We start from the raw sequence: 21,097 nt of genomic DNA, 5'->3' as shown, positions 1-21,097 counted from the left end.
CCACGGAGGCCAGCGTAAATCCGTCATAAAGACGGTGGCGGCCTGAGAAGTGGGAAGCCTCGCCGTTTTTACGGCGGGGAGCAGTCACTAAGCATGGTAAGTTACAGAATTTAAAAGCCGTTCTGGCTGAATCTATTGCACAAGCTGATCGTGGCGAATTGCACAGTATTGATGATGTATTTGCGCCGTTGACGGTTGATGAACTTGAGGGTAAGGCTTAAGGATAAGTGTCCGGTTTACGAAGAAAGCCAGAGAGCATATTCGTGCAATAAAACTCTATTCTATGCGCCGATAGGGGCGAATGTCGCAGAAGCTTATTCAACTTCGTTACGTGTGACTATGACGGAAATTCTTGATCGTCACCCATCCCCCGGTCGTGATCGCAGTGACGATCTTTATTTTGGCGTACTGAGTTATCCGAGCGCCGTTTTCCTCAGAAACCTGAATCCCGGCTGGAGGTCAGGAAGAGTTGTTTTGCAGAACGAGGGAAATTCAAAAAAATCCCTCGATCTTCATCGGGGGATTTGTATAGGAAAGACAACAGATCTCGGGGATTATTTTGTTAAAACTGACAAACAAGAGCGGTATCAAGGCAATTTCGTTGATAATCATCCCAAAAACCTGGGGGATGAGCCTCAATATCGCTTTCTAACAGCATGGGTTTTTGCCATTTAAATTGTTTGAACCCTGCCTTTTGGATCGCCGCTTGATACTGTTCACGACTCCAATGATACATAGTGAAAGGGCTAGGTGGTGTGGTAAGAAATTCAGCTCTCACGAGAATTGTGTCTTTCACCGGCTCTTCACTCAAAATTTTTATACAAAATTTTTCATAATCCACTTTTTCTAATTGACAATCAGGTTCAGCGGTATACGCAATTAGTTTACCAGAAGGCTTGAGATGAGCGGCAATAACACGGAACATAGTTTCAAGGTCTTCAAGAGATTCTGCATGGCAAAATAACCAAGCTGCATTAACTATGTCAAATTTGCCAAATGACTCCATCTTGCAGACATTTCTTACGTGAAATTCGATATCGTCACCGTATTGTTGTGATTTGCTTTTCGCAATCGCTATCATGTTCTCTGATATATCGACTCCAATGACTTTTGACGCGCCACGATTCTTGTATTCTCGACTAAAGAGACCATATCCACAGGCTAAATCCAACACTGATTTCCCGTGTATATCTCCTGCCAAATTGAAGACAGTTCTGATTTCTACTTCGATATGGGCGGCAGCATCTGAAAAGCTCTCGTAAAGATGTGCAATAGGGTCATATAAAGCGTTATCTTTCATGTTGTTATCCTTAGCTAAAGGCCAATTTATTTATCGAAGAGGTAGATTATCTAGTATGAATTTAATAATTACTGAAAGTTTTTCTTTTGTTATAAATAAAATTCCAAAATATCACATCACTCATAGTTCCATATATAACAATTGGTTAGTAAGACCACGTGCAGCAAAATTATGAAACGTTATTTATATTAATACGTTAGCGATGAATTAGATATAATTTTTTAATGCTGGTTGATTTTTGGATAAATATGAGGAAGTAAAATAAATATAAAACACCTATGATGCGTTTTGTGGAAACTATTATTCTTATCATATATAGGATCTTAAGAATTAAGTCTTTTAAAACACGCTTTGAGGGAAAAGGAACCACGGCGGGAATTGTTGTGCTCCACGCTAACAGAAGGGCTGTTTATAACAGCCCTGAGAAAGTTGGCTTTAGCCGTTGATTACCTGAACTCATACATGATGATAATGCATGATTGAAAACATATCGGGACGAATCCCAAACAGTCCAAGTGCAGTGATCGCTAATTTCGTGTATTCGCCGCTCGAATTTGCTCCACATCCGAGTGACAATCCACAAGGAACGCCATCATCTCAGTGGCATCTTTGCTCCGGTAGAAGCGGACCATCTTTTCGTTGAACTCATGTACTTTCGCCGCAGGCACGCTGATGGCGTCTATACCGTTTGACATCAAAATACCGTTCATCATGAAACGGGAAGTCCGTTTGTTACCGTCAAAAAAGAATTTCTGTAACGCACCAAAAAGAAAGAATGCGATTCCCTTTTCAAAAGGCTGACACTCATCTAGTGAAGCAATACCTCTTGAAAAACGCGGTTCAATTCTGACGCGCCTGATACGGTAGGTAACGGAATATGCCGACCATATTCACCTAATCCGACATCTGGAGTGTAGTTTATCTCTCGGCCTTCCCCGCGAAATGTTCCCCACTCCAAGGCTTCATTGCGAGCAACTATACTATGAAGTTCAGTAAACGTAGCCTTGGTCAACTCAAATTGATTATTCTTCACCAGAGATAACAGGCGTTTGGAACTTTCCGCGAGATTCAGTACTTGCTCCTGATCAGAAACTTTTCTACCACCGACAGTGACACCATCCAATAATGTCTTCACTTCTGGGAAAGTAAAAGGATTGCCTTCAAGCACGCTGGCATCCCAAACAAACTCCGGTAGCATCCGGTGAAAACGAAAGCATACCCGCTCAATAGAATGAATCGGAACAATAAGAGGAACCGAAGATCTATCCCAACAAAATCCCAACGTGTTGAAAAGCTTCATCGTTGTTCATCCTTCCTACTATAATTTGAATGCGTTAAATTATAAGTAAAACACAGTAAAATCTGGCCCCCGTACACACAGGTAAGAGGTGAAACTATGATTGCAGCACTAAAAATTCCCGCTCATCAACCTACCAGTGTGGGCGCTATGCTCAAAGAAGAATTTCTGGAACCCTTGGGGATCACCCAGGGCGAACTGGCAAAAGCTATGGGCGTAGGCCGGAAGACCGTCAATGAGCTGTGCGGTGGTCGGCGTGGAGTGACTGCGGAAACGGCCTTTTTGCTGGCAAAGGTTTTGGGAACCACACCGGAGTTTTGGCTTAACCTCCAGTTCATCAATGACATGTGGCTGGCTCAGCATAATGAAGTTTTGGCTGACAAATTGGAACACGCGCGGCCCTTGGTGGCCGCCTAGTTGCGAATATATTGCGTTGTATTGTCGTTTTGACGCTAAAAATAAATAATGATCAAAGAACACAAAGACAATACTGCACCAACTACATAGCTGGCGCAGTATCTTGCTAATTTATCCCTACACAGCAGGGAATACCGGCAGTAGCAGATAGAGTTTAATCACAATCGCGTTAACGATATCGATAAAGAATGCCCCGACCATCGGCACCACCAGAAACGCCACATGAGATGGTCCAAAACGATCGGTAATCGCCTGCATGTTCGCAATGGCGGTAGGTGTCGCTCCTAAACCGAAACCACAGTGACCCGCCGCCAGAACCGCTGCATCATAGTTTTTACCCATCACCCGATAGGTGACAAAAATCGCATACAGCGCCATGACGATGGCCTGGATAGTGAGAATGATCAGCATCGGTAATGCCAGCGATGCCATCTGCCACAATTTCAGGCTCATTAACGCCATTGCCAGAAATAGGGAAAGACTCACGTTACCCAAAACAGAAACCGCTCGGTCAAAGACTCGGTAAAAACCTAACACCGACAGGCTGTTACTCAGGATAACCCCGATAAATAACACACAGACGAATGTCGGTAATTCAAACCATGTACCTTGCAAAAGCTCAGCCACAAAATTACCGGCCATCAAACAGATAGCAATCAGCGCGATCGTTTCCAACATCACCAACGCGGTGATCATCCGCCCGGTATAAGGTTTTTCAAATGCCGTCGGCACTTCGGTATCATCGGCCCTTAGCCCCGGAGTTTTTGTATTTCTCACCAGGAAACGAGCGACCGGGCCGCCAATCAAACCACCCAGAACTAAACCGAACGTCGCACAAGCCATTGCCACTTCTGTCGCATTTTCAAAACCATAACGCTCACTAAACAGCTTACCCCAAGCGGCGCCTGTACCGTGACCGCCAGACAGCGTAACAGAACCCGCTAGTAAGCCCATTAATGGGTCCAAACCTAACAGTTCAGCCAGAGCGATACCCACCGTGTTCTGAACCAGCAGCAAGCCAACAACGACGAAGACAAACGTGAACAGAACCCTACCACCCGCTTTCAGGCTGGAAAGGTTGGCATTCAAGCCGATAGTGGCGAAGAAAGTTAACATCAAAGGGTCTTTAAGAGACAAATCAAAGTTGATTTCCCAGCCTGTTGTCTGTTGAACGACTAAAAGAGCCAGAGCAACTAACAGGCCACCCGCGACAGGTTCAGGAATGGTGTATTTTTCAAGAAATGGGACCGATTGTACAAGTTTGCGCCCAAGTAATAGTACTAATGCGGACGCCACGAGCGTGCCATAAACATCAAGATGATACATCTATGTACCCCAGCTATATTGTTAAAATTATGTAAGTTATTACGACGTTATACTCATCCTTTAGAGAACGCCAAAAGCAGGCAACGCTGGATTAGAAAAAAAATCTGCAACAAACACAAGTTAAAACATATAAAAATGTGACCAGAGCGAATCATGATAAGTGACAGGATTTATTGAATTACACATAATCAACTCATCACGCACGTATACCCGTTATCTTTCAAGTTGCCTCTTTGCTGGCTGCGCTCACTCATCCCGGTCACATAGCCACCTATGCTCCCGGGGATTCGCTCCCTTGCCGTCGCGATCCATCTTGAAATCCATAGGGTATATATTTCATCACCGCGCGTGATGATGGTTTATCTCCTAGTGGTTGGAAGGCCAAATAAAGTCGTTACCAACCCAACCATCAAGATCGTATTCACTCATACACTGCTCAGCAAACCCTTTCAATTTATCCACTAAGCCCGAAGCTTGAGAAGCCCATAATACATCGAGTCTGGTAATTTCATGGTTGCCGGCATAATTGAGCTCGTATAATTCATGCCTGTTAGCGAATTCCGTACCAATAGAATCCCAAATCAGTTTCATGAGCTTAACTCGCTCAACCGCGCTGTAACCATTGGAACCACGCATGTATTTATCAAGATAAGGAGACAGTTCCGGGTTGGAAAAATCGCGAGCATGGGAGTTAATATAAATCAAGGCACTACCCAGATCCTGTTCAATAATTTCTTTTACCTTCGGGTAACCCTGAGTCATAAACCAACGATAAGCTATCCCATACTCGTACCGAGGCAATAGGGCATCTTCACCCCAAGGCTCAGGAGATTTAATCATCGCATCACCGAGCGCCCAAAACAGATTACGCCATGACAATACTTCACCAACCCGTGTTTGCACGCCACGAAAATCCTTCGTACCTGTAGCTTCAACACCCTTAAGGAGCAATCCAGAAATAAAATCAAGTTTAACCGCCAATCGGGTTACACCATGCAACATAGCCCGATGAAAAAAACCCGATTCAGCAAAAAATAACGAAACTTTATCTATATCGCCATAGATAAATACGTTTTCCCAAGGAACCTTCACTTTATCCAGAATCATTATCGTATCGTTCTCATCAAATCGGGACGAGAGCGGATAATCAAAAGGACTGCCCATTTTATCAGCCGCCATTGAATAAGAAGGGCGACAAATTAATTTCACTCCTGGCGAATTCATCGGCACAGTAAAGACCAACGCAAATTCCCGTTTCTTTATTGGTAAACCGTAGTGACCAATAAAGTTGTAATGACACATCGCTGATCCCGTGGCGACAACTTTAGCGCCGCTGACAATTAATCCATCATCACACTCTTTTTCAACATGAACACAAATATCACCAATTTCATCAGGTGATAAATGACGATCTATTGGCGGATTAATAATCGAGTGATTCCAGTAATACACATTTTCCTGTGAGCGGATATACCAGTTTTTCGCATTATCCGCAAAATCACCATAAATATCCGGCCTTACGCCAAGTGAGGTAAGAAACGAAGCCTTATAATCAGGGCTTCTACCCAGCCAACCATAACTCATGCGGGCCCACGCGGCGATAGCGTCACGATCAGCAATTAAATCCTGCTGCGAGTGCGGTATACGGAAAAAGGGATGTGTCACCCCAACACTCCCCGTATCTGTAGCCGTAGTCAGTACATCACGATGAGCAGGATCGTGCAAAGCATCGTAAAGTTTCGCAATAGCACGGGCTGGATTTTGGAAAGCAGGATGGTTGGCGACATTCTGAATGCGTTCACCATAAGCCCAGACTTCCCGACCATCGTTTAGCCCATCCAGAAATTCCTTTCCTGTAAGTGGGCGGGTTGTGCGGATACTACCTTCATTCGACGATTTTTGTTTCATGTTTTCTGACATAGAAAATTCCTTACATTACTTATTTGCCGGAAGATGGGTGAAAATAAACTATGCAGTGTTATTTCAAGCATCAATCAAATTGAGAAAGGAATAGAAAGGAATGACGAAAAAACATCATTATTCCATTTATAGCCATCCATTAATACATTAATTCATTCAGATGTCATTGGCTATATTGTCATGCAAGAAAATATAGATTTAATTACTATATTAATCACACAATATAATTATTAACAAATTCATACAAACACTCTAAGTTACTAATAATAAAAACTTAGCATGAAAAATAAAAACACAATTAAACAAGGATTAATCTCTTAAGTTTATTTTAATAGAATAAAACGATAAAAAATAATTTATTATTCCCCTCATTTATACCTTGAAATTATTAGAAATAACAACCAGTATAGTGACTTATCGGTATTTCTATTGTTAATTTATACAAATGTTACAAATAATAATTTCTCCTCGCTCATAACTTTTATTCGCCATCTCTTGAGTGAACGCCAAAATTACGGCATAAAAGGAAGCTATAAACCGGTTAAATTGGAGTCTGATGATGAGATGGTTAAGAAAATCGCTGGTTACTCTGTTATTACTGCTAATCCCGGCCGTAATCGCTGTTTATGTCGTGATGCAGACAAACTGGGGAGCGCATCAGCTTAGTCAATGGCTAAGTCATCACAGCCGTTATGAGGTTCAAATCGGCAATATCGAACATAACTGGTCACAACCGGGCACTTTGGCATTTTCCAATATTGTTATTAGCAACCAGCAACAGACTTTCATTTTAGCGGCTCAAGTTGTCGCATTCGACTTCAACTGGCGGCAACTCACTTCCCCTCGCCATTTTCAGCGTCTGTTATTGCAACAAGGCCAATTAACCATCAAAGGCCAGCCACAATCCATCCCTTTTAGCGCCAATATTCTGCAACTTAATCAGATGACTATTCAGTCAGAAAATGCAGACGGGCAAATTCAAGGACAAAACATCACCGGCGGTATCACCCCCTGGAACCCACAATCAAATAAGCTGGCAGGGAATGGGGAATTTCAATTCAGCGCTGATAAACTGAATTTCAATGATATTTCTCTTGAAAAAGTCATTATGCGAGGAGATAACCCGCAGAGTACCCTGACTATTCGTTCATTTGGCGCAACATTGTCACAAGGTTCGATATCGGGTAATGGGCAACGTCAGCCTGATGGTAGCTGGCAGTGGGACAATTTACTTATCAGCAATATTCGTTGGCAAACGCCAATGACACTTGAAGAGTTATTGCTAAAAGCGAATAAATTACCCACAGTCAGCATCAAAGATCTCAGCCTGACGAATGCTAAGTTGGAAGGTAAAAATTGGTCTGCTAACTATCTGGATGCCTCAGTCAAAAATGTCGGTTTGATTAACGGGCGCTGGCAAGCAAAAGAGGGCATCATTGATTTCAACGTTATGGATACGACGCTAAATGATCTTCATTTCACCGATGTTATTGGTCACCTTCTTCTCGCAGGCAATGAACTCACTATTTCCAATCTCACTTCCCGTTGGGAAAAGGGATTATTCCACGTCAAAGGGCAATGGAATCACCAAACAAAGCAATTCAACATCGCCAATGCAACAGTCGCTGGTTTAACTTATACCTTGCCGCAAAACTGGCATCAGTTGCTGAAAGAATCATTGCCTGAATGGATATCCGAATTTTCCATTAACGAGCTGACGATTAACAACAGCTTGTTGATTGATATTAACCCCAATTTTCCATTCCAGCTTACCGCTCTCAGCGGCTATATCTATGACATGGAGTTACTGAAAGAAGGAAAATGGGGGATCTGGCGTGGTTCTTCAAATCTAAATGCCACCAGCGCGACATTTAACAAAGTTGAATTACGTCGCCCTTACCTTAAATTACATACAGAGGGAAATAAACTGATCCTCGACCAATTAGACGCTTCTGTTGATGATGGATTGTTGAAAGTGAAAGGCACAGTGGATCAACAGGTACAGAAGCCATTCACGTTAGATTTCCGAGGAATAGACGCAGATTTAGCGATTTTACCCCAATGGCGGTGGGTACCGTTGAAAGTACAGGGTAAAGGCAATTTCACGCTGTTAATACAGGGGGATCTTGCCGCTGATGATATTAAAAGTACTATCGATGGTTCATTAACTGCCACGGATAAACAATCGGGCAGTGAAACTCAACTCATTGATAAGGGGCAAATATCCACACCAAACTGTGAAACCTGTCCGGTTGTTAAGCTATAGTAACGAATATTCGGGTACATATGTGCCCGATTCAATTTTATGGTACAAAAAATGACGTGTATACTGCCTGAATCTATTGAAGACAAGCTGCAAAATTATGACCGTATTGTTATCGGCGGCATCATCAGAGATCAAAATAACCATATTCTATTCTTACAACGAGCGCCTGATGAATCCCCGCCAAACCTCTGGGAAATTCCTTCCGGTGGTGTAGAAAAAGGAGAAAATCTATTACAAGCACTATCTCGTGAAATAGAAGAGGAGACCGGACTGTTGCTTGACGATGTTATTGGTTTTCTCAGCGCGGTGGAATATTCTATTAAGGAGACTCGATGCCTCCAGATAAATTTTAATGTTATATGCACAGGTGAAGTTAAACTTTCTCCCGAACATGCGCAATATCAATGGAACAATATAGCCAATTTCCGCAGTGAACTTGATGACTTTATGCTGCGTGTACTCAATGAAGCTTAATTTTACAAAAGCGACTTTTACTATTTCTACTGATGATATAAGAAATATGACCAGTGGCATATCTCATGCCACTGAGAAACCTAAGCAATAGCCGTATAAGCATTCGGCAATACCATATAAGTGCCAGTAAATACCGCACCGATTCCCTGATCACCGCTGACAATCACATCCAACTTCACTCTCGCTTTACTGCCTTGTGCCAGACGAGCCAAATCGCCGCTCATATTTTTAAGATCCGCGACAGATTTTGGCCTGCCGACAACCGGCTTCTTGTAACGGATATCGGCATCAGCCAAAATAATATCACCACCGAGTTGACGTTCCTGTAACAACAACCAGATCAATCCCCAACCGGTCAGGGTTGCCAGAGAAAACAAACTGCCGGCAAAGATAGTTTGGTGAGGATTTTGATTCCCAGCTTCCGGCATAGTGGTAATAAAGCTCTGACCGGTATATTGAGAAATTCGTACCCCCATTTTTTCACTGAGGGGAATATGTTTGTACCAAGCCTGTTGCAATTCGTTGCACCAATCCGGCCGGTGAAGAATATCATCCAGCGTCGCGACCGGCTTTATCATCAGAAAATGGCGAACCGGCGTTGTTTGCGGGCTAGTAATTGGCCCTCGGTTTTCAAACCCCAATTTACTGAAAAACTCCACCGCATGTTCACGAGCACTGCACACGACCCGTTTAACACCTTCCTGACGGGCAACAGATTCCAGCGCCATTGCGATCAATTTTCCCAACCCTCTGCCTTGCACGTTGGGATGCACTGCCAGAAAACGGATTGCCCCTTCACTATCCGCATTGATATATAAACGCCCTACCGCCACCGGGTTACCTTTTTCATCCACAACCATCTGGTGATGGGCCATCGTGTCATAACCATCTTTCTCCGAGCCGACAGGCTGATGCAATGGCTTACGCAACATTTCCCAACGAAATCGATAATATGCTTCCAGTTCTTGTTCTGTTTCAGGTACTCGCAGATGATACATAGAAACTGCCCCTTTCTTTTGCTCATGATGTTTAATCGGGGATGGTTGCGTTCTACTGGCTATTTTTGGTTGCTAGACCTGCAACCAGAAAGTGACTGGCCCATCGTTTGTCAGGCTGACTTTCATATCGGCAGCAAACCGCCCGATTTCTGTTTTTACACCACTTTGGCGGCATTGTTCAACAAAATAGCGATATAATTCATCGGCCTTATCTGGGGCGGCGCCACCAGAAAAACTGGGTCGCATGCCCTTTTGAGTATCGGCAGCCAATGTAAACTGGGAGACAACCAGCAAACTGCCTCCAATTTGTTGGATGTTCAAGTTCATTTTGTCCTGTTCATCACTGAATATCCGATACCCTATCACCTTCTCACACAACCGTTTTGCCTTCTGTTGATCATCTCCTCTCTCAACGCCTAGCAACACCAGCAGGCCGTGACCAATTTCCCCAACTATTTCGTTCTTAACAACAACATTTGCCTGTGTTACCCGCTGGATTAACGCGATCATATTTTTCCTTTACTCAAATAGTAGTATCAGCACACTATTCTTTTATTATCCGTTCAATCCTTCATTTTGTTCAAAAAGCCGTTTGCTTCGAAATAATCCGGCACAGCCTGCCTATCAACCACATGAACGCTATTGATTCCTAACGCCCTGGCTGCTTCCACATTTTCCAGCACATCGTCAAAAAACACGGCCTGATCCGGTGAAAAACCTTCTGTCTCAAGCACATATTTGAAAATATCAGGTTCAGGCTTACGCATTGCCAAATCCTGCGACAAATAGAGGTAATCAACGGATGCCGCAATCTCAGGATAATTATGCGGCCAGTAATCCAGGTGCAAACGGTTGGTGTTGGATAACACCACAACCCGGTGTCCCGCCTCACGTAATTTCTTCATTATCTGAATGACTTCAGGCCGAATATCAATAAAGATAGCATGCCATCCGGCGGCAAACTGCTCAAAACTGAGTGAAATATTCATTTCCTGACATAAAGTATCAGCGAATTCCAGATCAGTAATTTGACCACGCTCATGTTTTTCAAACGTTTCTCCTATAGAGAAACTTTTAGTCAACGTCGCAAGAGGTGTCCCGCTCAAATTACTCCATACCGCTAAAACTCTTTTAAAATCAATCTCAATAATCACATTACCCATATCGAAGATATATAACATAATTACCCCCCGGTTAATTAATAACTTTTTACTTTAATCGTATTTTCCATTAGAAAACAGTACGGACAAGTAAAAAGCGAATCACTTCACGGTATTTTTCTTACGAAACGATAAAGTAGCACCCAGATTAAAAAAGTCGAGTAAGGTGTTATATTTATGTTGTGGTTCCTCCTCTGTATTGGCCTTCTTCTGGCTGGATATTTCATATACGGCAAGATTGTCGAAAAGATATTCACTATTCGGCCAGAAAGAAAAACCCCCGCTCTTTCTATGGCTGATGGTGTTGATTATGTGGCTATGTCCACCCCAAAAGTTTGGTTAATTCAGTTACTGAATATCGCCGGCGTTGGTCCTATTTTCGGCCCGATTCTCGGCGCCCTCTATGGCCCGCTTGCTATGCTGTGGATTGTATTCGGCTGTATCTTTGCCGGCGCAGTACACGATTACTTCTCCGGTATGCTCAGTGTGCGCGCCCGCGGTGCATCCGTGCCCGTTATCGTTGGTAACGAATTGGGCAAAACCATGAAGCATTTCATGAATATATTCGCTGTTATTTTGCTAATGCTAGTCGGAGTCGTCTTTGTTTTGAGTCCGGCCGGCTTACTGAATAACTTACTGAAAGAGGCAATGGGTTGGGATAACATTGCTATCTGGGTCGGTATTATCTTTGCTTACTATATTCTCGCGACGCTGGTTCCTATTGATAAAATTATCGGCCGCCTTTACCCACTGTTTGGTGCGTTGCTGCTGTTTATGTCTGTCGCGCTGATGGTCGGTTTAGCGATGAGCGACAAGCCTTTCTATTCTCAAGGATTGGATTTCACCACTAACTTTAACCCGAAAGATCTGCCTATTTGGCCATTGCTGTTCGTCACCATTGCTTGTGGCGCTATTTCAGGTTTCCACGCTACTCAGTCTCCGCTGATGGCGCGCTGTATGCAAAATGAAAAAAATGGTCGCTTCGTTTTCTACGGCGCAATGATTGGCGAAGGTATTATCGCGCTGATCTGGTGTACATTGGGACTGAGTTTCTATGAAGATACTAACGCGTTACAGGCTGTGATTGATCAGGGTACGGCTTCTCTGGTCGTTCACGAAGTGTCAACTTCTCTGTTAGGTACTGTCGGCGGTATTCTGGCAATCCTCGGCGTGGTGATTTTACCCATTACTTCTGGCGATACCGCGTTCCGTTCCGCCCGGCTTATTATTGCTGAATTCTTGAATATTCCTCAGCAACAAATGGCTAAGCGCCTGTTATTAAGTGTGCCAATGTTTATTGTCGGTTATCTGATTACCAAAACTGACTTCAATATTATCTGGCGTTACTTTGGTTGGGCGAACCAGACTACCGCGATGGTCATGTTATGGGCGGCCTCCGCATGGTTGCTGCGCCGCGATAAATTCCATTGGATCACCACCTTGCCTGCCATGTTTATGACCGCTGTATGCTTCACTTATCTGGCATTTGCGCCAGAAGGTTTTGCGCTAAACTGGAATATCTCCGTTGTTATCGGTCTGGCGGCAATGGCGATTGTCACCATTGCTTTCTTTGTGAAAGTCCGCTCTCAATCAGCTTCCGATAATATAAAAGCCGAAGCATTAAATGAGTAAAAACCCAAGAAGATATTAAATATCACAACAGCCCCTCACGATAAAAAGTTGAGGGGTTTTAATTGCCGATCTCCTTTATCGTGATAAGAAACATTTATTCCTCCCTCAAATATCAGACGAAACACCACATGAATATTGATAATAATAGTCGTTAAATTAGCAGGTTTCCAGGCGAAGACACGGTTCGCCGTTTCTAATCGTTTCCCGCTTAACTATTAAATAAAAAACAACTCATTGAAACTCTCGCCAAATGATAATCACTCGGCTCCTTCTGAATAGTGGCGGACATAAATAAGATTGACTACAATTGTTATTAGCAGCACACTACGAATAGTGGGTATAAATTATACACCATTCGAATACCATGCTTTAATAAATGTAGGTTTGTACGTTTTCAAATGCGATACCAAAGAGAGTGACTCCCATTAATGGCGCCAAAGCGTTTTTTTAATGGACAACTTGCCTTTGGATAATTGATCGCTTGTATCGAAGTAAACGATCCTAAACTGAGTTCGATGAATTCCCTACCCTAAACTATAGGGAAAAGTCTTGAATGTTTTTAAAAAACAGGAGAATCAACAATGTATATGTTTTTACCTTTTTTACTCGCATTATTTGCGGTTATCACCACCCTCTATGGAAAGTATAAAACCAGTTATACTCTGTGGGGTCTTCTTTTGGTGACGACTGTAGCTTGGTTTATCCATCATGCAACTGATTCGTTAAATCTATCTTTTTAACGGGAGACAATCTGATGAATCAGGTATTAACAACAAAACAACAGATCAGCTACGGCATGATATTTAACCTCATCGGGTTATTTGCTATCAGTGCTGTTCTAACCCTTGCCTTCTATTATCAATTGGTCCTTTCAGAACTCCCTTGTCCATTATGTCTGCTACAGCGAGCAGGTATGATCATGATAGGGTTTGGTTTCCTATTTAATCTGCGTTTTGGTATCAAAAGCGCGCATTATGCCTTGTCGCTTATCGGCTGTATCGCGACTGGCATCATTGCGATCCGACAAGTGTTTTTACATATCACACCCGGTGATCTCGGTTATGGTTCCGCCCTTTTTGGTATACATTTCTATACTTGGGCCCTTATCTGCTCAGTTATCGCTATTATCGGTATATCAGTCATGCTGATATTGAAAAGCCTGGAGAAAACAACCGAAGAAAAGCAAAAAACGTCTGCTATCGGTCAGATTATTATCGGATTATTTGTCATATTAATTACCGCAAATTTAATCTCCACCATTTTGGAGTGTGGCGGCGGACAGTGTGATGACAACCCAACGTTCTATCAATTACTCGGTAAATAATCTTCGATTTGTTCAATTTGAACAGACAAATCCCAAAAAACTCAGGGCGCCATTGGCGCCCTAAGCATAGGTATTGCAGAAAAGAATTATGCTTCTTTACTGCGATACGCACGACGGCGTTCATTTTCCGTCAGATGGCGTTTACGCAGGCGAATAGACACCGGGGTCACTTCCACCAGCTCGTCATCATCAATAAACTCCAGAGCCTGCTCCAAGGTTTTCTTAATATGTGGAGACAAGGTTGTCGCTTCGTCAGTACCAGACGCACGGACGTTAGTCAGTTTCTTACCTGTCAGACAGTTAACTGTCAGGTCATTAGAACGAGAATGAATGCCGATCACCTGGCCTTCATACACTTCCGCACCATGACCAAGGAACAACTTACCGCGATCCTGTAAGCTGTAAAGTGCATAAGCAACCGCTTTACCTTGACCATTGGAAATCATCACGCCGTTCTGACGACGACCGATTTCACCCGCACGAATATCATCATAGTGGCTGAATGTCGCATACAGCAGACCGGTACCGGAGGTCATCGTCAGAAACTCAGTACGGAAGCCAATCAGCCCACGGCTTGGAATAACATAATCAAGGCGCACACGGCCTTTACCGTCTGGCAGCATATCGCGCAGATCCGCTTTACGCTCACCCAACGCCTGCATCACATCTCCCTGATGCTGCTCTTCAATATCCAGCGTCACCTGCTCGAAGGGTTCTTGCTTGCGCCCATCGATTTCACGGAAGATAACTTTCGGACGGGATACCGCCAGCTCAAAACCTTCACGGCGCATGTTCTCAATCAGAACAGATAAGTGCAATTCACCACGGCCAGAAACACGGAACGCATCCGGATCTTCTGTCTCTTCAACACGCAGGGCGACATTGTGAACCAACTCTTTCTTCAAACGCTCAAGGATTTGGCGTGAGGTGACATATTTACCTTCACGTCCACAGAAAGGGGAGGTGTTAACACAGAAATACATGCTCACCGTCGGCTCATCAACCGCCAGCGGCGGCAGTGCTTCAACAGCATTCGTATCACACAGCGTATCGGAAATATTCAGCTCGCCCAAGCCGGTAATCGCAACGATGTCGCCCGCTTCCGCTTGCTCACTCTCAATACGCTCCAGCCCTAAGTGGCCCAGTACCTTACCGATTTTACCGTTCCGGGTTTTACCTTCGCCATCGATAATCGTGACGTTCTGGTTTGGCTTAACCGTACCGCGCTTGATACGACCAATGCCGATAACACCAACATAGTTATTATAGTCAAGCTGGGAAATCTGCATCTGGAATGCGCCATTCAGGTCAACTTTCGGCGGCTCTACATGATCGACAATCGCCTGATACAACGGCGTCATATCTTCCGCCATATCTTCATGATCAGTACCGGCAATTCCCATCAACGCCGACGCATAGATAATGGGGAAGTCCAGTTGTTCATCAGTGGCGCCCAGGTTAACAAACAGGTCAAACACCTGATCCACAACCCAATCAGGGCGTGCGCCAGGACGGTCAACTTTGTTAATGACCACAATCGGTTTCAAACCATGAGCGAACGCTTTCTGTGTCACAAAACGGGTCTGAGGCATGGGCCCGTCCATAGCGTCGACCAGCAATAATACGCTGTCGACCATAGACATAACACGTTCTACTTCACCGCCGAAATCGGCATGTCCCGGAGTGTCTACGATATTAATACGGTAGTCATTCCATTTAATGGCGGTATTTTTTGCGAGGATAGTAATTCCACGCTCTTTCTCCAAATCATTGGAATCCATCACACGCTCTGTCGCTGTCGCACGGTCACCGAAAGTACCGGATTGTTGCAGCAGCTTGTCAACCAGGGTCGTTTTACCGTGGTCAACGTGCGCGATAATGGCGATATTACGCAATTTTTCGATCACAAACTTTGCCTCAGGCATTTATAGAAATGGCGCGCTATTGTACACACATTGGTCGAAGGACTAAACAGGATCACAATAATCTATGCTTAACAACTTGATAACAATGAAATTGTGATCCCTTTCACGCCTATAAACAGACGCATTCTTGATATAAATGCACTAATATTGTGCGTCTTAGTCATATAATTGCACCAACATAGTGCAATTTTCCCAAATATCCAAGTATCCCATCATCGGTATACCCACGATACAGTATATTGCAAGGTATTAAAAAGTTGGCATGCTTTTCGCAAATGCTTTTCATGATTGAATTGACTCGCACAACTAATTTGACTTTCACAACTACAAGTTTACAAATATGTAATATAGCCTTGTTAAGGTAAAACAATGTGATTGTGTTTTCTTTAGTCTTAATCACGACAATTTTATCAAGACCAACACGAACCAGGAGAAACCAAGTATGTCCGTTGAGCATGTTTTAACCATGATTGAAGAGCATCAGGTGAAGTTTATTGATTTGCGTTTCACTGATACCAAAGGCAAAGAACAACATATGACCATCCCTGCCCATCAGGTTAACTCAGACTTCTTTGAAGATGGCAAAATGTTTGACGGCTCTTCAATTAGCGGTTGGAAAGGGATTAACGAATCTGACATGGTGCTAATGCCAGATACCAGCACCGCCATGCTTGATCCCTTTTTTGACGATGCCACGCTCGTTTTACGTTGTGACATTCTGGAGCCAGGCACCATGCAAGGCTACGACCGCGATCCCCGTTCCATCTCCAAACGTGCTGAAAACTTCCTGCGTTCAAGCGGAATTGCAGATACTGTCCTGTGCGGGCCAGAACCTGAGTTTTTCCTATTTGATGACGTGCGCTTCGGCAGTGCCATGTCCCATTCTTACTATCACATCGATGATATCGAAGCCGCATGGAACTCCGGGACGCAATACGAAGGCGGCAATAAAGGCCATCGGCCTGCGGTAAAAGGCGGTTACGCTCCACTGCCTCCCGTTGATTCTTCTCAGGATTTACGTTCAGCGATGTGTCTGACAATGGAAGAGATGGGGTTGGTTGTGGAAGCTCACCATCATGAAGTGGGAACAGCAGGTCAAAATGAAATCGCGACCCGTTTTAACACCATGACCAAAAAAGCTGACGAAACCCAGATTTACAAATACGTCGTACATAATGTCGCGCACAATTTCGGCAAGACCGCCACCTTTATGCCAAAACCCCTAGTTGGCGATAATGGCTCTGGTATGCACTGCCATATGTCTCTGTCCAAAAACGGCACTAACTTGTTTGCCGGTGACAAATACGGTGGTTTGTCCGAACTAGCGTTGTTCTACATTGGCGGTATTATCAAACATGCTCGGGCACTGAACGCATTTACCAACCCGACAACCAACTCTTATAAACGTCTGGTTCCGGGCTATGAAGCCCCGGTGATGCTGGCCTACTCCGCCCGTAACCGTTCGGCATCTATCCGTATTCCCGTTGTTGCCAGCACTAAAGCTCGCCGTATTGAAATACGTTTCCCTGATCCAGCGGCTAACCCTTATCTGGCGTTCGCCGCTCAGTTGATGGCTGGCCTTGACGGCATCATCAACAAAATCCATCCGGGCGATGCGATGGACAAAAACCTGTATGACCTGCCACCGGAAGAAGCCAAAGAGATCCCTACTGTCGCTTCTTCTCTAGAGGACGCATTGGCGGCATTGGATGCCGATCGTGAATTCTTGACCCGTGGCGGTGTATTCACCGATGACGCCATTGATGCTTATATTGACTTGAAAAACAGTGAAATAGAACGTGTCCGTCTGACACCGCATCCACTGGAATTTGAACTCTATTACAGTGTGTAATTAGCAGCGCCGTTTCCGCTGATCATTTTTTGTTGCCGTGAAACCTTTAGCCCATCTTCGGATGGGCCTTTTTCCTGCTATCTAAATTTCAGGCTTTGACTGGGTTTTACGCTCGAACATGATAAAGTGCACCAAAAAGGTGCAGGAGTGTGGATGAAAACGGAAAATCTGCCCGACAGCGGGCAAATATTAAATTCACTCATTAACAGTGTATTGGTACTGGATACGGATCTCGTCATCCGTTATGCCAATCATGCGGCACTACAATTACTCGCTCAGAGTGCCCGTAAACTATTCGGTACACCTCTTCCAGTACTGTTTAGTTATTTTTCGCTGGATACAGAATTGATGCGTTCTAGTCTGGTCAGCGGCCAGAGTTTTACTGATAACGAAGTCACGTTAGTGGTTGATAACCGCTTTCATATTATGTCGCTCAGTGCCCAACCGATTTCTGAGCAGTTCATCTTGCTGGAACTGGCGCCTATGGATAGTCAACGCCGGTTAAGCCAAGAGCAGGTACAACAAGCTCAGCAGATAGCCGCACGGGAATTGGTTCGGGGGCTGGCGCACGAAATCAAAAACCCCCTTGGTGGATTGAGGGGAGCCGCGCAATTACTTGCAAAAGCACTGCCTGATCCTGCGTTGCAGGAATACACCCAAGTGATTATTGAACAAGCCGACCGATTGCGCCATCTGGTAGACAGATTACTTGGCCCACAGCACCCGGGTGAACGAATTAAGCAAAGCATTCATTATGTCGCTGAACGGGTTTCTCAGTTAGTCTCGCTAGAAATGCCGGATAACGTCACACTGGTAAAAGATTACGATCCCAGTTTGCCAGAACTGGCCCACTACCCTGATCAAATTGAACAGGTGCTACTGAATATCACCCGTAACGCCTTGCAAGCGCTAGGAAAACAGGGCGGGATGATTACCCTGCGCACTCGTACCGCTTTTCAAATTACCTTGCATGGTAAGCGCTATCGTCTGGCTGCCAGAATTGATGTGGAAGATAACGGGCCAGGTATCCCGCCACAAATTCAGGACACCTTGTTTTACCCAATGGTCAGTGCTCACGAAGGTGGAACCGGCCTTGGTCTATCCATTGCTCGCAATTTAATAGACCAACATTCCGGCAAAATAGAATTTACCAGTTGGCCGGGGCACACAGAATTTTCTATCTACTTACCCATTAAGAAATAGAGGATAACGATGCAACAGGGAAAAATCTGGATCGTCGATGATGACAGTTCAATCCGTTGGGTACTGGAGCGGGCGTTAAGTAACGCGGGGATGGAATGTACCAGTTTCGCAGACGCTGATAGCGCACTGGCCGCACTGGCCCAAAACACACCTGATGTACTGATTTCGGATATCCGTATGCCGGGGATGAATGGACTAAACCTGCTAAATAATATCAAACAGAGCAATCCGTTGCTGCCAGTCATCATCATGACCGCCCATTCTGATCTGGATGCCGCGGTCAGTGCTTATCAGCAAGGGGCTTTTGATTATTTACCAAAACCCTTTGATATTGACGAAGCCGTCGCCTTACTGGAACGAGCGCTTAGCCACTCTCGCGATCAGAACCAATCAACTAAAAGTCCACAGATCATCACCTCGGTTTCAGACATGATAGGCGAAGCGCCTGCCATGCAGGACGTTTACCGCATTATCGGCCGCCTCTCCCGTTCCTCTATCAGCGTCTTGATTAATGGCGAATCTGGTACTGGGAAAGAGCTGGTGGCCCATGCGCTGCATCGTCACAGCCCACGGGCCAATAAACCATTTATTGCCCTTAACATGGCCGCCATTCCTAAAGATTTGATTGAATCAGAGCTGTTTGGCCATGAGAAAGGGGCTTTCACCGGCGCTAATCAGGTACGTCATGGCCGGTTTGAACAAGCCAATCATGGCTCACTGTTTCTTGATGAAATTGGTGATATGCCTCTGGATATTCAAACCCGTCTGTTACGGGTATTGGCGGAAGGCCAGTTCTACCGAATTGGCGGCTATGCTCCTGTGAAAGTGGATGTACGGATTATCGCGGCAACCCATCAGGATCTAGAGCGCTTGGTAGAGAAAGGCAAATTCCGTGAAGATCTCTACCACCGCCTCAATGTTATTCGTATGCAATTACCGCCCTTACGCGACAGAGTGGAGGATATCCCTCGCCTGACTCGCCATTTCCTACAACAGACGGCCAAAGAACTAGGCGTAGAAACAAAGATTCTCCATCCTGACGCAGAAATGGCCTTAATGCGTTTACCCTGGCCGGGCAATGTTCGCCAGTTGGAAAACATCTGTCGTTGGCTGACAGTCATGGCAGCAAGTCAGGAAGTATTGGTACAAGATTTGCCGCCTGAATTATTTGAATCCCATCATATTGAAACCAGCGCGACAACATCTGTAAATACAATACCTGCAAATACAGTAACCGCACCCGCAAATACGACACCTACAAATACAATACCGGAAAACTGGTCGCAGCTACTTGCCCAGTGGGCGACAAGCGCCTTGAAAAATGGTCAGCAGGATCTGCTATCTGAAGCATTACCGTTATTGGAGCGTACCTTACTTGATTGTGCACTTAAGCATACCAAAGGCCACAAACAAGATGCTGCGCGATTGCTAGGTTGGGGACGCAATACTATTACACGGAAGTTAAAAGAACTTGGGTTGGAGTAAGGAGATAACATCTCCAACCCTATAACCATTTTGTGGAATTTAATATATCAGATTCCCCATTAGCAAGATTAAATAACCGATCTCGATCACACTTTATATTGTCTATTCAGACAAGAAAATCACCCCACCTAAAACCGCTGTCACTGTTATTCCCAGCACGAGTAATGCTGCCGTAACAGAAAGATGACATTAGCAAAATCTCCAAATTGATTAACAAAGCCAGTGCTGAAACTCAAGCAGTAAAACCATCGATATAGAACAGAGATCGTTATAACTGATTGACTGGCTGTATTATATCTGATAAAACCGGCATCAAACATGATTAATTTACGATCAATCGAGATAATAGAATCGACAAAAGGCAAGATTGAGCAGTATCTATCACCCTCCAATTGAAAACGACAATTTTGTCCAAGTGAACCAGAGCGTATGTGACTGCTCCCCGCCGTAAAAACGGCGAGGCTTCCCACTTCTCAGGCCGCCACCGTCTTTATGACGGATTTACGCTGGCCTCCGTG

The 21,097-nt window shown here is 44.5% G+C and carries 18 protein-coding genes; 9 read left to right on the top strand and 9 right to left on the bottom strand.

What is annotated here, in order from left to right; all coding sequences use genetic code 11:
• Positions 1 to 562 precede the first annotated feature (562 nt).
• The 3 genes from Phpb_RS02400 to Phpb_RS27465 form a co-directional block, all read right to left on the bottom strand.
• Positions 563 to 1,300 (bottom strand): class I SAM-dependent DNA methyltransferase, encoded by a 738-nt coding sequence (locus tag Phpb_RS02400; protein WP_065389013.1) that lies wholly within the window; start codon positions 1,298 to 1,300, stop codon positions 563 to 565.
• 527 nt (positions 1,301 to 1,827) lie between these two features.
• A complete protein-coding gene (locus Phpb_RS27470) occupies positions 1,828 to 2,013 on the bottom strand; it encodes a hypothetical protein (protein WP_240492383.1) in 186 nt (61 codons plus the stop codon).
• A 95-nt stretch (positions 2,014 to 2,108) separates the two neighbouring features.
• The gene (locus Phpb_RS27465) at positions 2,109 to 2,600 is read right to left on the bottom strand and encodes a Fic family protein (RefSeq protein ID WP_240492382.1); all 492 of its coding nucleotides are present in this window, start codon (positions 2,598 to 2,600) and stop codon (positions 2,109 to 2,111) included.
• A 96-nt stretch (positions 2,601 to 2,696) separates the two neighbouring features.
• On the opposite strand from Phpb_RS27465, the gene Phpb_RS02390 reads away from it, so the two are divergent.
• Positions 2,697 to 3,014, top strand: a complete 318-nt coding sequence (locus Phpb_RS02390) for a HigA family addiction module antitoxin (protein WP_065389012.1) — start codon at positions 2,697 to 2,699, stop codon at positions 3,012 to 3,014.
• Positions 3,015 to 3,131: 117 nt separating this feature from the next.
• Here the strand turns inward: Phpb_RS02390 and gltS are convergent, their stop codons facing one another.
• Positions 3,132 to 4,340, bottom strand: coding sequence for a sodium/glutamate symporter (gltS, locus tag Phpb_RS02385; RefSeq protein WP_065389011.1), 1,209 nt, complete (start codon positions 4,338 to 4,340; stop codon positions 3,132 to 3,134).
• A 366-nt stretch (positions 4,341 to 4,706) separates the two neighbouring features.
• Positions 4,707 to 6,248 carry a 4-hydroxyphenylacetate 3-hydroxylase family protein gene (locus Phpb_RS02380; protein ID WP_065389014.1) on the bottom strand — a complete coding sequence of 514 codons (1,542 nt, stop codon included), beginning with the start codon at positions 6,246 to 6,248 and terminating at the stop codon, positions 4,707 to 4,709.
• Between the two features lie 568 nt (positions 6,249 to 6,816).
• Between Phpb_RS02380 and Phpb_RS02375 the strand changes: the two genes are divergently transcribed.
• Both Phpb_RS02375 and Phpb_RS02370 read left to right on the top strand, forming a co-directional pair.
• On the top strand, positions 6,817 to 8,526 hold the full coding sequence (locus Phpb_RS02375) for an AsmA family protein (RefSeq protein ID WP_240492381.1): 1,710 nt from the start codon (positions 6,817 to 6,819) through the stop codon (positions 8,524 to 8,526).
• Between the two features lie 51 nt (positions 8,527 to 8,577).
• A complete protein-coding gene (locus Phpb_RS02370; protein WP_065389009.1) occupies positions 8,578 to 9,000 on the top strand; it encodes an NUDIX hydrolase in 423 nt (140 codons plus the stop codon).
• A gap of 80 nt (positions 9,001 to 9,080) precedes the next feature.
• On the opposite strand, the gene fabY is transcribed toward Phpb_RS02370, so the two are convergent.
• From fabY to yihX, 3 genes are all read right to left on the bottom strand, one after another.
• Positions 9,081 to 9,998 (bottom strand): fatty acid biosynthesis protein FabY, encoded by a 918-nt coding sequence (gene fabY, locus Phpb_RS02365; protein WP_046394769.1) that lies wholly within the window; start codon positions 9,996 to 9,998, stop codon positions 9,081 to 9,083.
• A 72-nt stretch (positions 9,999 to 10,070) separates the two neighbouring features.
• Positions 10,071 to 10,508: a D-aminoacyl-tRNA deacylase gene (gene dtd / locus Phpb_RS02360; RefSeq protein WP_065389008.1), complete on the bottom strand. Its 438-nt coding sequence runs from the start codon at positions 10,506 to 10,508 to the stop codon at positions 10,071 to 10,073.
• A 53-nt stretch (positions 10,509 to 10,561) separates the two neighbouring features.
• Positions 10,562 to 11,179: a glucose-1-phosphatase gene (gene yihX, locus Phpb_RS02355; protein ID WP_065389007.1), complete on the bottom strand. Its 618-nt coding sequence runs from the start codon at positions 11,177 to 11,179 to the stop codon at positions 10,562 to 10,564.
• A gap of 156 nt (positions 11,180 to 11,335) precedes the next feature.
• Between yihX and Phpb_RS02350 the strand changes: the two genes are divergently transcribed.
• The 3 genes from Phpb_RS02350 (at position 11,336) to Phpb_RS02345 (ending at position 14,114) form a co-directional block, all read left to right on the top strand.
• Positions 11,336 to 12,790 carry a carbon starvation CstA family protein gene (locus Phpb_RS02350; RefSeq protein WP_065389006.1) on the top strand — a complete coding sequence of 485 codons (1,455 nt, stop codon included), beginning with the start codon at positions 11,336 to 11,338 and terminating at the stop codon, positions 12,788 to 12,790.
• A 581-nt stretch (positions 12,791 to 13,371) separates the two neighbouring features.
• Positions 13,372 to 13,530, top strand: coding sequence for a DUF5993 family protein (locus Phpb_RS26470; RefSeq protein ID WP_219847624.1), 159 nt, complete (start codon positions 13,372 to 13,374; stop codon positions 13,528 to 13,530).
• A 14-nt stretch (positions 13,531 to 13,544) separates the two neighbouring features.
• A complete protein-coding gene (locus tag Phpb_RS02345; protein ID WP_065389005.1) occupies positions 13,545 to 14,114 on the top strand; it encodes a disulfide bond formation protein B in 570 nt (189 codons plus the stop codon).
• Between the two features lie 86 nt (positions 14,115 to 14,200).
• On the opposite strand, the gene typA is transcribed toward Phpb_RS02345, so the two are convergent.
• The gene (gene typA / locus Phpb_RS02340; protein ID WP_036778438.1) at positions 14,201 to 16,039 is read right to left on the bottom strand and encodes a ribosome-dependent GTPase TypA; all 1,839 of its coding nucleotides are present in this window, start codon (positions 16,037 to 16,039) and stop codon (positions 14,201 to 14,203) included.
• A 442-nt stretch (positions 16,040 to 16,481) separates the two neighbouring features.
• Here typA and glnA point away from each other — a divergent pair, with 442 nt between their 5' ends.
• The 3 genes from glnA (at position 16,482) to glnG (ending at position 20,579) form a co-directional block, all read left to right on the top strand.
• A complete protein-coding gene (gene glnA, locus Phpb_RS02330) occupies positions 16,482 to 17,891 on the top strand; it encodes a glutamate--ammonia ligase (protein WP_065389003.1) in 1,410 nt (469 codons plus the stop codon).
• Between the two features lie 153 nt (positions 17,892 to 18,044).
• On the top strand, positions 18,045 to 19,094 hold the full coding sequence (gene glnL, locus Phpb_RS02325; protein ID WP_065389002.1) for a nitrogen regulation protein NR(II): 1,050 nt from the start codon (positions 18,045 to 18,047) through the stop codon (positions 19,092 to 19,094).
• Between the two features lie 9 nt (positions 19,095 to 19,103).
• Positions 19,104 to 20,579 carry a nitrogen regulation protein NR(I) gene (gene glnG / locus Phpb_RS02320; RefSeq protein ID WP_065389001.1) on the top strand — a complete coding sequence of 492 codons (1,476 nt, stop codon included), beginning with the start codon at positions 19,104 to 19,106 and terminating at the stop codon, positions 20,577 to 20,579.
• Positions 20,580 to 21,097: the final 518 nt, after the last annotated feature.

Source organism: Photorhabdus namnaonensis (genome assembly GCF_001684335.1).
Lineage (GTDB): Bacteria > Pseudomonadota > Gammaproteobacteria > Enterobacterales > Enterobacteriaceae > Photorhabdus > Photorhabdus namnaonensis.
This window is presented reverse-complemented; position numbering and strand designations above follow the sequence as displayed.

Coding starts and splice junctions, on each gene's coding strand:
- Phpb_RS02400 (WP_065389013.1), bottom strand. CDS start 1,300: ATGAAAGATAACGCTTTATATGACCCTATTGCACATCTTTACGAGAGC.
- Phpb_RS27470 (WP_240492383.1), bottom strand. CDS start 2,013: ATGATGAACGGTATTTTGATGTCAAACGGTATAGACGCCATCAGCGTG.
- Phpb_RS27465 (WP_240492382.1), bottom strand. CDS start 2,600: ATGAAGCTTTTCAACACGTTGGGATTTTGTTGGGATAGATCTTCGGTT.
- Phpb_RS02390 (WP_065389012.1), top strand. CDS start 2,697: ATGATTGCAGCACTAAAAATTCCCGCTCATCAACCTACCAGTGTGGGC.
- gltS (WP_065389011.1), bottom strand. CDS start 4,340: ATGTATCATCTTGATGTTTATGGCACGCTCGTGGCGTCCGCATTAGTA.
- Phpb_RS02380 (WP_065389014.1), bottom strand. CDS start 6,248: ATGAAACAAAAATCGTCGAATGAAGGTAGTATCCGCACAACCCGCCCA.
- Phpb_RS02375 (WP_240492381.1), top strand. CDS start 6,817: ATGATGAGATGGTTAAGAAAATCGCTGGTTACTCTGTTATTACTGCTA.
- Phpb_RS02370 (WP_065389009.1), top strand. CDS start 8,578: ATGACGTGTATACTGCCTGAATCTATTGAAGACAAGCTGCAAAATTAT.
- fabY (WP_046394769.1), bottom strand. CDS start 9,998: ATGTATCATCTGCGAGTACCTGAAACAGAACAAGAACTGGAAGCATAT.
- dtd (WP_065389008.1), bottom strand. CDS start 10,508: ATGATCGCGTTAATCCAGCGGGTAACACAGGCAAATGTTGTTGTTAAG.
- yihX (WP_065389007.1), bottom strand. CDS start 11,179: ATGTTATATATCTTCGATATGGGTAATGTGATTATTGAGATTGATTTT.
- Phpb_RS02350 (WP_065389006.1), top strand. CDS start 11,336: ATGTTGTGGTTCCTCCTCTGTATTGGCCTTCTTCTGGCTGGATATTTC.
- Phpb_RS26470 (WP_219847624.1), top strand. CDS start 13,372: ATGTATATGTTTTTACCTTTTTTACTCGCATTATTTGCGGTTATCACC.
- Phpb_RS02345 (WP_065389005.1), top strand. CDS start 13,545: ATGAATCAGGTATTAACAACAAAACAACAGATCAGCTACGGCATGATA.
- typA (WP_036778438.1), bottom strand. CDS start 16,039: ATGCCTGAGGCAAAGTTTGTGATCGAAAAATTGCGTAATATCGCCATT.
- glnA (WP_065389003.1), top strand. CDS start 16,482: ATGTCCGTTGAGCATGTTTTAACCATGATTGAAGAGCATCAGGTGAAG.
- glnL (WP_065389002.1), top strand. CDS start 18,045: ATGAAAACGGAAAATCTGCCCGACAGCGGGCAAATATTAAATTCACTC.
- glnG (WP_065389001.1), top strand. CDS start 19,104: ATGCAACAGGGAAAAATCTGGATCGTCGATGATGACAGTTCAATCCGT.